Below are 11746 nucleotides of genomic sequence, written 5' to 3'. Positions count from 1 at the left end.
ATAAAATTATAGTAAATATACGAAAATGCAACTGTATATCATGATTTATTGTGAAAAGTACATAATTGGCAAACCCGTCGAAAGGCGGCGGCGCAAAACTAAAGGGGCTTCCTCATATATTAATATGAAAAGCCAGCCAGCTGCATCCATTACCCGGCCAGATCATGACCGGGCTTTAGCAGACTGCAGCAGGGTCTGCTTTTTCCATTTTGGGGATTGCCCTGCGGGGTATCTGCAATGGGGCGCAGAGATTTTGTAACTGGAACGTTTATCGACACATTTTCGTATATTTCTGAAAGGAGATGGATAAGAATATGAAAAAGATATGGAAGCAAAAGGCCGCTTTGGTGATGATCTGGTGTCTCATTTTCAGCACCATTCCAATGCTGCCGCCGGCACAGAGCAGCGAAGGCGGAAAAAGCTCATGGGGGCTGACCGCATACGCCAGCAGTTCCAATGCAGACAGGGCAGATGACATCCAAGAGGATGAGCGGGATGGGAATGAGAAAGAAAACGAGAATTCTTTTTATGAGGACGCCAGCCCTTCAAACGGCGAAGAACTCATCAATGATATGTATGAACGGATGCCTTTGGGCCTCTTATCCGACGGCTCCGGCGTCACCGCTGTGGTGGGATCGGGAAATGACGGGGACTATGCATCCATAGCCGATGTGATAGAGGCTCTGGGTTCAGACACCGGGGTTTTAACCATTGATCTCCAGGGAGACACGGCCGATTCGGAAACCGTGGTATTTCCAAAAGATAAGGGGATCCACAAGATCATTATACAAGGAGAGGAAGATTATCAGATCGGAGCGGATTCCCCTGTTTCCGTAGTTGCCAACGGCATCCCCATGGTTTTTGAAGCAGGACATGTGCGTAATCTGGCGGGGGGAGGATGGAACACATCTGTTCCATCAACCGATCTTACCATAAGGGGCGGGAAGTTCTCCGAATGCTCCGGCGGCGCCTGGGTGACGGAACCCGGAGTTACAGCCAGGGTTGACGGAACATCAAAACTGACCATTGAAGATGCGGAATTGACCGATCCCTGTTTTAACCAGATTTACTGCGGGGCACATTTGGATAACTATTCCAAAGATTCCGATGTGTCAATAAAAGCAACCGAATTATCAATCATTAACTCCACACTGGATTTGGATATGATCGCAGGAGGCAGCTATATCAGCTATTCGGGGGTAAATGCCGCCCTTGGCAGTTCGGAGATTCTGGTTAGAAACAGCCATATTGTGTTGGGAGACGGCCTGTGCGGAAGCCATTTGATTAACGGCGTCCGGGACAGACACCAGAATGGAACCTGTAAATCGATTAATATAGAAGTGTACGACAGCACAATTGAAGGCGATATACTGGGCGCCTCCGATGCCACTGCCGAGGCCAATATCGATACGGGAAACATCCGCATTTATGCCAAAAACAGCAATATTGCCAGCATACAGGCGGGAGGCGTTTACCAGGGAAGTTTTAATTTCAATATAGACAGCATAGATGTAACCTTGGATTCCTGCACGGTCAATGGAACTCATTGGTTTACAGAAGAATTTTCCATCATCGGAGCCGGTTGTTATGTAGGCGAAGAGAGGACTAATCCGGAAGACGATCTCCATATCAATATCGGAACCATTCAATACACCTTCATAAACTCCGTATTAGACGAGACTGCGGACGAAGGAATAGAGGGCCTGCTCTTTTTACCGGAGGGCTATATTGATTTCGGAGCCTCGGCATCCATCGGAAAAATAATTCTGAACCTCAATTCCGAAACTGCATTGATATTCGACAGCGGTACACTGGATGAACTGGCCCTGGCCCCTCCTGAAGGATACCGTTTTACCTCCGCAGCCATTGACGGAACCGAAATCGAGAGAGATGAAATGGATACGGCAGTCATAACTGGTCTGGAAGGCGGCAAAGAAATCACTGCATCCCTGGAAGAAGTTCTGCTGAAGGATCAACCCCCTCTGGTTATCGAAACACCGTCAGAAAACAGGGTAAAAAAAACCTTAGGCGAGCCGGAATTCACGCCTGATGTAACGGGCGGGGAAGAGGCTCTCAAGATCCATTACACCAGCAGTAATCCATCCGTCGCCGAAATTGACGAATCAGGAAAGATCACGCTGAAAAAAGCGGGCAAAACAACGATTACCGCATATAAACAGTCCATAGAATACCGGCTTGCTTCAGACAGCTTTGAGCTGACGGTAGAAGAACCCGCCGCTTCCCTGATTCCTGAACTGGCCCCGGATGAAACCGGCTATATTCTGGTTGCCAAAAAGGTAACTCCTGATATCCTGGAAACCATTGATGAAGAACTGGAAAAACATCCTCAGTTTGACGAACATACCACCATTCTTCCTATGGAAATCAAATTGATCGATGTATCCACAGGGGAGGAGGCAGAGGGAAAAGGCTCCACCTTCACAATTGAATATCCGGTTGAAGATATGAGAACCAATCCTGACCGTTATGAAATCTCAATTCTTCACATCCCCTCCTCCGGCCAGCCGTATTTTGTTCCATTTGAAATGACGGAACAGGGAATCAAGATGACTGTGGAGAACTTCAGCCCCTTTGTCCTCGGATATAAGTATACGGAAAAAATCACCGGTGACGAAGATGATGAAAAAGGAGACGAACCAGATCCAAAATCGGATGTTCCAGAGCAAAAGGACCCTGTCGCAGGCTCTGAAGACACTTCCGGCGGTTCCGCCAGTGAAGGGCCGGAGGGACGCTGGATTTCCGATCCAAACGGCTGGTGGTATAGTTACGGAAACGGAACTTATCCATCCTCCCAATGGGCATACCTGCCATACCAAAGCTCATATGACTGGTACTACTTTAACAGTTCCGGCTATATGGCCGACGGCTGGCTGGCCGTTAACGGAAACAAATACTTCCTCCATGACCGTTCTGACGGACGCCGCGGATCTATGTATACAGGCTGGCATCAGATTTTGGGGAAATGGTATTATTTCAGCGGTGAGGAAGGCAGGACAAAAGGCGCTTTGCTGACCGATACCCTGACGCCGGATGGATTCCGGGTGGATGAGAATGGAGTATGGATTCCATAGGGTAATGTGTCCGTATAGTAATTAACGTATTTCGATTTTAATTGTATAGTAAATGCGATAGATAACTGCCGAATTATCTATCGCATTTTCCTATATAATGGTATAATTGGGGAAAGGATAGAAGCTGTGAAAGCGTGCGGTGCACCGCTGGCGGAAGTTTGGAGAAATGTTATTTGCAGAAGGGATTAAACTATGCTGGTTACAATACAACAAGTAAAAGCGAATGCGGAAAATTTATTTGAAGTGTCCTGGGACGGTCAACTGCTTTTTCAGGCGAAAGCTCCATGGATGAATCTCTCTTTGCCGTTTAATGCGGAAAATTTAAGGGAACTCACTTTTTCTAATCCTACAGGTGAGACAATATATACTACACGTTATAAATTCATTGATAATCTTGTGGAGGAATCCATTCCTTATAAATATCTGCTGACAAAGGAACAGCGTTTTGGGCAGTATGAAATTGTCGGCAAAAATGACGGCGAAGGATCTTTCTATATCATGCAGAATGGTATGTTTGACATCAAATTCTGCATTGAGAATTCAGGAAAGGTTTACCTGGGATACAGCCTCGATAAGGGAAGAAACAATTATGTGTCAATCTATGATGGTGACAGACAGATTGCACAAATCACCAAACCTTTAACGGTTGTAGATAATCTGGATGTCTATTTTCTTCACATAAAAGATGAATATGCATCCATCATCCCAATCCTGTCCTTTTTTACCGTTTATTACGATTATAGGAAATATAATAACAGCGGACAACTTACCAAAAACTCCGTTAAAATATCCAAAAGCTATACCTATGATAACAATAACGGCAAATATAATCCGAATTGGATTGCTGAAGAATTTGGCCAGCAGGCTTTTGATGAACTGAATCAGACATTAGGAAAAATAATAGAACAAGGTTCGGCCCAGGCAGGAAAGATTGTGAAATTAGTTGGTTTATTTTTTCTGATTCTCCTTCTGCTGGCTATTGTATTGTTTGCAGTCATACTAAGCGCCGTAGGATTATAAGAAAGTGAAAGCGTGTCATGAGCTTGACAACTACCTGGTGATAAACCGGTCATAAACCGGGCGGACGTCTTCCGACATCCTCCCTGATCTTGTGAGAAACGATACCTGAAAGGGTATAAAATATAAAAAGGGGGTTTTACGCATGGGAGAAATAATATCTTCTTATGACAACACAAAACTATATCTGAACAAGGAACTGCCCGATTCCTGCAAGGCTGTGGCCGTCATCGTCCATGGGCTCTGCGAACACCAGGGGCGTTACGATTACTTTGCCGGCCTGTTCCACAAAGCAGGTATCGGAACCTACCGCTTTGACCACCGGGGCCACGGCCGTTCCGAAGGTGAGCGCACCTATTACGAGGATTTTAATGAACTGCTGGACGATACCAATGTAGTCGTGGATATGGCAATCCGTGAAAATCCGGACATTCCCGTATTCTTAATCGGACACAGCATGGGCGGTTTTACCGTCTCCCTTTACGGAGCCAAATACACGGATAAAAAGCTGAGAGGCATCATCACCAGCGGAGCTCTTGTAAAGGACAACGGCGGCCTGATCACCGGTGTTCCAAAAGGGTTAGATCCTCATACCCAGCTTCCAAATGAATTAGGCGCCGGAGTGTGCTCCGTTGCCGAAGTAGTGGACTGGTATGGAAAAGATCCTTATAATACAAAGACATTTACCACCGGCCTCTGCTACGCGATCTGCAGCGGCCTTGACTGGTTCGCTTCCAACATGGAGAATTTCAAGTATCCGGTTCTCATGCTTCACGGGGAAAAAGACGGGCTTGTGAGCGTTCAGGATACCTATGATTTTTTCGCATCCGCATCTTCCACTGATAAACAGATGAAGATTTACGGCGGCCTTTTCCATGAGATATTCAATGAATACTGCCGGGATGAGGTGATACAGGATGTGATTGGATGGGTGAAAAATAGGATTTAAGGTGTAAAAACAGGATTTAAGAAAGATCAGATACATAAAATCCCCTGCCTCTCAGGATTGAGGGTGTGGGGGATTCCACATTTCTATTTTTATAAATAGTCCAATGAGGATTTAATATATTCACTAAAGGTTGCAGGTAAATTATGTCTTCGGATTACATCTGCACAGTATTTTTTGTAAATCGATTTCAATCCTTTGCTATTTGATTTATCATTTTGCAGGGCATAATATACATATGCCTGGAGCAAGATAATATCAAAGGTTATAATATCTACATTTTCTAAAGCCTCTAATTCTCTGGCCACATTATCGACCATAATTTCCTTTGAACAGAAATAGTTCATGTTGTAATACGCAGCATAGGCCAAACTGTATACCTCCCCACGATCCTTTGAACGGCCACGCTCATATCTTACCAATTCATGGTTTGCTATGCTGTTAAAAATAGTAATATATTTCGGATCTTTATCATACAAATCGCCTTCGCTTACAACTGTCACATTTTTCCCTTTGTACTCGTTTAAAAAGGTTCTGGAATCTCCATCTAATTCTTTATATACTTCTTCATGAATATAAATATCTGTAAAACTTTCAAATAATGGTTTAATATATAGCCGCTTCATATTTTCAAATGAGCAATTCTTATCTGATGTCCGATCCGATATCCCCACCATAAATATATTGGCGTCAAACAAAATCGGTTTATTTAGTAAATTATGTAAAGCGTTTTTCTTTAGTGGTGTTATCATATTACTGCCTCCGCTTTGCATTTATCATTGAAAACAATTCATCATCATTATCATCATCGTCTAATTCTGTATTCTCTGAAAGGAAATCATTAATGAGGTTCATATCCAGCTTTAGCGTTGCAGCATCTTCCAGTATATTCTCTCTCGAAGCATTGCCTGTCAAAAATGCCTTTTCCATATCCTGATACGTTGAACTGTATGGAAGTGCATAATTATTTTCTTTACTGTATAACTCATTAACACGCTTTTTAAATATCTTTATTTCCTGAAGCACCTTTTTAATAAAGTCATACTGATCAATATATCTATCAACACTGTCAATACATTTTTCTTCTATAAGTCTATATATCACCGCTTTCAGTGGCATCTGGTATTTTACGGTCAAAATAATAATCAAAGCTGCCACTTCGCTGAAGCCCATATTCTTAATATCAGTAATATATCTGGAACGGCAGTATTCATTTACCTCCTGATATAAAGCTCCTTCCGGCAATAAAATCTCTGCTGCAAATCTGCTGGCTTTCTTTTCATTAACATCCTTTAACATACTGAAATCACAAATGTATGGACTTTCTTTAAATTTCTGATAATCTTTTATATAATGATAGAACTCGTGTGCCGCTGTAAAAATTTGATTTGCCAGTGGCTTATTCGCATTCAGAATAATGTATGCACGCTCCATTCCAGTTGTAGGAATATATAACATACCATCAATTTTATTTGAATCAAATGGCACTAACTCAAAACGAATATCACTGCTTTGATTAAGAATCCAGCTAAATACACCCGTTCCAATTGGAGCCTGAGCATAGTCCACCCTCTTTTCCTTAGCAAGTCTTTTTATATCAGCAATCTCATCCATCGAAAGGGAATCTGTATTAAAGTCATATTCATTCTGATAATATTGTTCAAATAATTCACTGTCTTCAATCGATAACATAGCTACCTCTCTTTGCCAACAATTCATATTTCTCTTTGATACGAATGCGTTCAGCCATTTCCTTAATTTTGATCTTATCCGCTTCATCCAGACTTCCCATCAGATATACCAATGAATCTGTTGTTGATTCTGTAAAATACTCATCTGTATTTTTCCCAGACATATTGCAGATGCGGCTGAAGATATCAAATGTAGGCATCTGCTTACCATTTTCCAATAAGGACAATGTAGGTCTTTTAATTCCAAGTTTTTCTGCAAATTCTGTCTGAGATTCTTTTCCTCGCAAAGCAATTAAATCTTTACAAAATTTCTTTACATTAAACTCTTTCATGATAATCCTCCTAAGAATACACTTGTTAGTTATTTTAACATTTTCTCCTATTAATGTCAAACTTTCAGGAAATATTCTAACATTATTATACTCATAGCCTGCCCATTTTGACAAAAATATTAACGCATCAATAAAATTCCGCAATGCTTACAACTGCTTTAGTAAGCTCATTTAGCTTTTCATCCGATTCAGATTCCTGTCTACCGCATACTCCTGCATAATATTTGATAGTTTCGTATCACATAAATGACGGTTCTATGACGGGATACGATTATATGGCTGGGTTGGAAAATACATTTTAGGAGAGTGAAAATTGAAAATTAATAATGAATCATCTATAAAACACATAAAATCCCCTGCCCCTCGTGATTGAGGGGACAGGGGATTTTATGTGTTTTATAGATGATCCGTTTAATCATGCCGCTCGTCCATATTATCATAAGTTTCACAAAATCTTGCTGAAAATGACAATTCTTCCCCCTTCACATATAAGTGGGAGATATCACCATAATACCATGTTCGGCAATGACTTTATCCAGATTATCCGTTACCCATTTAACTTCTTTATCCACGCCTCCAGACTTCATTATTTCTGTATTCGCCCACTCATCGTAACGGTAATACCGCTCATCCTGGGTCCAGTCCTGGGGAAGCCAGTCCCATGCAAATGGAGCCTCCTTAGGACTATCCGGGTGTTTTATTTTGGGGGAAAATTCTCTCAGCCACTCACACTCAATGGCTGTCCTGTTTATTTTTTCCAGCGTTGCAGCGGCTGTCTCTTTTGCACGGCGCAGAGGGGATACATAAAATTCCTTCACATCAAGTTTTATAAGCCGTTCCGAGAGAAATTCCACCTCTCTTTTACCTTTTTCCGTAAGTGAGTCGATTGTATAATGCGTTGGATCACCATGACGCACAATAATAATTCTCATACCAATCCTCCTTTTTATTACGAAGTTATATTTTAAGAACTATTATTCTAAATCAATGGGCTGAATTTTCAAAATAGATGGGCTGCGTCCATGCCGCCCTTCCATTGTTATCAATACATTCCACGCGGATATAGCTTTCCCTTCCTGTTCTTTTAAAGGAGATCCCGTTAAGTACTTCTCCTTCCGGGGCAAAATAGGACTTTCCTCTTGGGGGATAACTGATCACATGGATTTCTTTACAGTCGGAACACTCCACATACACTTCATCCCCGTCCATCCCATAATCCAGAATTTCCGGCCCGCCGGAGGCATAAAATGCCCCTGCAAACAGAGCATCCATAATGGCCGCCCAGCTCCGTTCTGCCGCTTTCACACAAATCCAGCCTCCAAAAACATCATAAGTTTCGTGAGTATCATCACTGGCCATAGCAAAAATGCGCATTCCATTTTGTAGCAGCAGATCATAGTATACTTCAGCATGTCCGCCATGAGCCAGTTTTTCTATCCCATGATTCCAAACTTCAAACCCATGAAAGCCTTTCAGCTTCAAAAGCTCCTCCGGCGTCATGCGTGACCATACCGGATGTGCGATTACAACGAACTGCCCGTCTTCCAGCATCATATCGATGAGCTGCTGGTCTGACCGTTCTTCCTTTGTATATTTCCGGCATTCATAACCGGTTTCTGTTTTTCCCGGCATTCCGGTTCCTACGATATGAGTGCATTTTCCTTCGTGATATACGATATCATGCTCCACGCCGGTCAGCAGCAGCATACGGCTCTGAGGTACTTCTTCGTGGGACACAAACACGTTATGATCTGTCATGGAAAAGAAGTCATATCCATGGGATGCATATAATTCTGCGATCTCCTGAGGCGTATAAACACCGTCTGATACGGTGGTATGGCTATGTAAATTGCCTTTTAACCACAAGCCTTTTTCTGGAAAATAAGATTTTTTCATAAGTACCTTCTCTCTTAATCCGCCCTAGCCCCGTCATTTCCAACCCTATGGCCGTCCGGGGTTGTTGTTCCGGCCCACATGGCGCCGCTTTCTAAATCACAGTAATACCATTTATCATTCCAGCACACCCATCCGGTCTGCATATAACCGCGCTGGTCAAATGAATACCATTCATTGTTGATCTTCTGCCAGCAGTTAACAGGAAAGCTGTTATCGGCATTCTGATACCACCATCCGGTTTCGTCCTGAACCCACTTACCGGTTCCGGGGCCCGGTGCTGTTGATTGCTTCACCGCAGCACTGTTTTCTTTGATTTCCGGTATATTTTCCTTCTTTACGTACAGGCTGGGTGATTCGATCCAGTCACCGGCATTATTCCCTCCATCCACTGCCTGAACCTTGAAATAATAAACGCCTTCCCGGTCAATCAGGCCGGACAGATCATAGCTTGTTTCCGTGGTGGTATAGATTGAGCCAAGGCTTGTATTTCCCCGTACCAGTCTTACACGATATTTCTTCGCTCCATCCGCCGGTTCCCAACTGGCATGGCCGACGACGGCATCCCAGGTTAAACCGCTGACAAAAATATCTCCCGCTTCCAGTTCGTCCAGCCTTACGGTCAAAACCAGCGTCTCTTTGTCATTTTTGGTGTGGGCGCTCACGTATTTAGCGTCTTCACCGATCAGCCCAAACATATTTTTCCCTGTTTTCGCAAAATAATATCCATTCTCAGCGCTTAAATAGACCTTAATCTTAGGCTTATCCCCTCCTGACCAAACTTCCTTCTCGCCGACGATCTCCACGCTGTCCACTTCACATGGGCCTGATTCCACATTGACATCCACGCTGCCGCCGCTTTCCCCTGCCTCGATGTCGGAAGCAAATGACAGACAGACCTCGCCCACCGGTGTCCGTTCCTCCTTTTCAGCCCATGCCGGCATCGCAGTTGTAATGATCAGAGCCGCAGCCAGAATTGCTGAAAATCCACACTTTTTTCTTTTGTTCATCCTGTTCCCTCCTTCTCCGTTTACTCTTTATCTCCACATATTATTTATTCTAATAACTTTCGTAAAAAATAGCAACTAAATCATGGCCTTTTATATCACTGCGCTGCTGTTTCAGCAACTGTTCACTCTCCACCTTCAGGGAAGTGTGAACAGACACATTTCCGCCGCTCCCACACGTAGAGGATGAGACATCCCGCCCCATAACAGGCGATGTCTTTCCAGTCAAAGGTGGAGCCCAGAATAATTCTGGCAATCCGGCTGTTTCCTAATCCCATCATGGATGCCAGGTCGAAATACTGCCCCACTTCCACTGCTGCTGCGAACAAAAATAAATAGAACGGCAGATGTTTGATCCCATCAGGTATGATCATTCTGATAAAACAGTACAGAACAGCCACAACCAGCACATCCCCTATATATGGCCGGATAAACTGGTCGTGGACACATACTGCTATATAGATTTCCACAGCCATCAACACAACAAAGCCGATCATGTAATACAGACGCGCTGATGCTAGTTTAATCAAAACCGCGCACAGGATGATACCTGCCAGAACGCCGACGCTGTCCAACAGAACATCCGTAAACTGGCAGCTCCGTCCGGGTACAAAATACTGATGCAACTCATCACTGGCGGCATAACCGGTTCCGGCCAGCCAGGCCATAAGGCCGCGGTGTTTCCCCAGCCAGCCCCATTTTTTCAAATATCCTGCCCATTCAGCCGCCGTCAAAAACAAAAGCAGGCCCAGCAATGCATATTCCGCTGCATGGGCGGACTTTCTCACTGCAAAATCGATGCGTTCCACATAGCTGCTCTGGCTTTCCACACTCCAGTCATTAAAATCTCTGTTGATGATCCGCGCTACAATTCGTCCTGTTTCATGGCTCATCTGTGTCGATTCATCGGCGGGTTTGGCGGAAAATGAAAAAATCACCATCATCCATCCAATTACCGCCGCAAGCAGCAGAAGCCTTTTAAGCATGTATCTATTCGTCATTCAGGTTCCTTCCTACAAGTACACCAGCTATACTTTTACACCAACCCAGGTACGCACTGGTTATTATTATTCATTGGCTGCACTCGTGTTTCAAGCATTAATGGCACTTCATTATAAAACATCGCGTAAAATGATATCCACAGCGCATTCCAATGAAATATCCTCTTTCAATATCTTTTCCGGAATGATTCCGATATAGTCTTTTTCCTTCCACCATCTGCGCATTTCCGCTTCTCCGAATTCAAACCTCTTTTCTTTGGTTTCGTGCCGTCTTAATGTCTCCTCAAACGGAATGTCGTAATAGTAAGCGAAAATCCGGTTTTCAAATATCTCTACTGCCGCTTCAAACAGCGGTTTGTACCACTCGGCATATAAAATGCCTTCGAGAATGACATATTCGCAGTGTGTATTCCCATATTTCAAAAGATCGATCAGCAAAGGCAGGGCGGCCGTATCTTTCCCGTCCCTTACCCACAGCATTTCGCGCCTGATTGTATCCTGGGGAATTATCAGGGTATTTCTTCCGATTTTTCTTTGAAGGGCTTTGGCCGCACTCGATTTTCCGCTGCCTGAATTGCCCCGCAGTATGATTAAAACTGACATAATTTTCCTCCGCCCCATTTCTTCTTATTTTACAACAAGAGCCGGGAAAATTCCAGGCAAGGAGGGGGAATTTCTGTATAAAATAAACCGCGCCCAAAGCCAGAGAACGGTGTATAGCCGTTCTGCCGGTTTCAGACGCGGAAAAAGGGGGCGCGTTTCGACGC

At 43.7% G+C, this 11746-nt stretch carries 11 protein-coding genes and 1 riboswitch; of the genes, 3 read left to right on the top strand and 8 right to left on the bottom strand.

Going from position 1 to position 11746, the window contains the following annotated elements; genetic code table 11:
- Positions 1-57 precede the first annotated feature (57 nt).
- A riboswitch (cyclic di-GMP riboswitch) is annotated at positions 58-148 on the top strand.
- Between the two features lie 166 nt (positions 149-314).
- From GPL15_RS11340 to GPL15_RS11330, 3 genes are all read left to right on the top strand, one after another.
- Positions 315-3092: an Ig-like domain-containing protein gene (locus GPL15_RS11340; protein ID WP_215698787.1), complete on the top strand. Its 2778-nt coding sequence runs from the start codon at positions 315-317 to the stop codon at positions 3090-3092.
- Between the two features lie 192 nt (positions 3093-3284).
- Positions 3285-4112 (top strand): hypothetical protein, encoded by an 828-nt coding sequence (locus GPL15_RS11335; RefSeq protein WP_215698786.1) that lies wholly within the window; start codon positions 3285-3287, stop codon positions 4110-4112.
- 142 nt (positions 4113-4254) lie between these two features.
- Positions 4255-5058 carry an alpha/beta hydrolase gene (locus tag GPL15_RS11330; RefSeq protein WP_215698785.1) on the top strand — a complete coding sequence of 268 codons (804 nt, stop codon included), beginning with the start codon at positions 4255-4257 and terminating at the stop codon, positions 5056-5058.
- 89 nt (positions 5059-5147) lie between these two features.
- Here GPL15_RS11330 and GPL15_RS11325 read toward each other — a convergent pair whose 3' ends face one another.
- The 8 genes from GPL15_RS11325 to GPL15_RS11290 all read right to left on the bottom strand — a co-directional run bounded on the left by GPL15_RS11325 (position 5148) and on the right by GPL15_RS11290 (position 11582).
- The gene (locus GPL15_RS11325; protein ID WP_215698784.1) at positions 5148-5807 is read right to left on the bottom strand and encodes a hypothetical protein; all 660 of its coding nucleotides are present in this window, start codon (positions 5805-5807) and stop codon (positions 5148-5150) included.
- A gap of 1 nt (position 5808) precedes the next feature.
- A complete protein-coding gene (locus GPL15_RS11320) occupies positions 5809-6747 on the bottom strand; it encodes an ImmA/IrrE family metallo-endopeptidase (protein ID WP_215698783.1) in 939 nt (312 codons plus the stop codon).
- Entirely contained in the window at positions 6734-7078 is a 345-nt protein-coding gene (locus tag GPL15_RS11315; protein WP_215698782.1) for a helix-turn-helix transcriptional regulator, read from the bottom strand. The genes GPL15_RS11320 and GPL15_RS11315 overlap by 14 nt, the downstream gene beginning before the upstream one ends.
- 482 nt (positions 7079-7560) lie before the next feature.
- Positions 7561-8010, bottom strand: coding sequence for a histidine phosphatase family protein (locus GPL15_RS11310; RefSeq protein ID WP_252198313.1), 450 nt, complete (start codon positions 8008-8010; stop codon positions 7561-7563).
- A 52-nt stretch (positions 8011-8062) separates the two neighbouring features.
- Entirely contained in the window at positions 8063-8974 is a 912-nt protein-coding gene (locus GPL15_RS11305) for a CehA/McbA family metallohydrolase (protein ID WP_215698781.1), read from the bottom strand.
- Between the two features lie 14 nt (positions 8975-8988).
- Complete coding sequence (locus tag GPL15_RS11300; RefSeq protein ID WP_215698780.1) at positions 8989-9981, bottom strand: hypothetical protein; 993 nt, start codon at positions 9979-9981, stop codon at positions 8989-8991.
- Between the two features lie 122 nt (positions 9982-10103).
- Positions 10104-10979: a VanZ family protein gene (locus GPL15_RS27990; RefSeq protein ID WP_215698779.1), complete on the bottom strand. Its 876-nt coding sequence runs from the start codon at positions 10977-10979 to the stop codon at positions 10104-10106.
- A 111-nt stretch (positions 10980-11090) separates the two neighbouring features.
- Entirely contained in the window at positions 11091-11582 is a 492-nt protein-coding gene (locus GPL15_RS11290) for a kinase (RefSeq protein WP_215698778.1), read from the bottom strand.
- Between the last annotated feature and the right edge of the window lie 164 nt (positions 11583-11746).

Origin of the sequence: Clostridium sp. MCC353 (assembly GCF_018785315.1) — a bacterium.
Lineage (GTDB): Bacteria > Bacillota > Clostridia > Lachnospirales > Lachnospiraceae > CHH4-2.
The sequence above is the reverse complement of the archived record's forward strand: the minus strand, read 5'-3'. Positions and strand labels throughout refer to the sequence as shown.

Bases quoted from the DNA above. Each gene is read 5' to 3' on its own strand.
- GPL15_RS11340 (WP_215698787.1), top strand. From the start codon at position 315: ATGAAAAAGATATGGAAGCAAAAGGCCGCTTTGGTGATGATCTGGTGT.
- GPL15_RS11335 (WP_215698786.1), top strand. From the start codon at position 3,285: ATGCTGGTTACAATACAACAAGTAAAAGCGAATGCGGAAAATTTATTT.
- GPL15_RS11330 (WP_215698785.1), top strand. From the start codon at position 4,255: ATGGGAGAAATAATATCTTCTTATGACAACACAAAACTATATCTGAAC.
- GPL15_RS11325 (WP_215698784.1), bottom strand. From the start codon at position 5,807: ATGATAACACCACTAAAGAAAAACGCTTTACATAATTTACTAAATAAA.
- GPL15_RS11320 (WP_215698783.1), bottom strand. From the start codon at position 6,747: ATGTTATCGATTGAAGACAGTGAATTATTTGAACAATATTATCAGAAT.
- GPL15_RS11315 (WP_215698782.1), bottom strand. From the start codon at position 7,078: ATGAAAGAGTTTAATGTAAAGAAATTTTGTAAAGATTTAATTGCTTTG.
- GPL15_RS11310 (WP_252198313.1), bottom strand. From the start codon at position 8,010: ATGAGAATTATTATTGTGCGTCATGGTGATCCAACGCATTATACAATC.
- GPL15_RS11305 (WP_215698781.1), bottom strand. From the start codon at position 8,974: ATGAAAAAATCTTATTTTCCAGAAAAAGGCTTGTGGTTAAAAGGCAAT.
- GPL15_RS11300 (WP_215698780.1), bottom strand. From the start codon at position 9,981: ATGAACAAAAGAAAAAAGTGTGGATTTTCAGCAATTCTGGCTGCGGCT.
- GPL15_RS27990 (WP_215698779.1), bottom strand. From the start codon at position 10,979: ATGACGAATAGATACATGCTTAAAAGGCTTCTGCTGCTTGCGGCGGTA.
- GPL15_RS11290 (WP_215698778.1), bottom strand. From the start codon at position 11,582: ATGTCAGTTTTAATCATACTGCGGGGCAATTCAGGCAGCGGAAAATCG.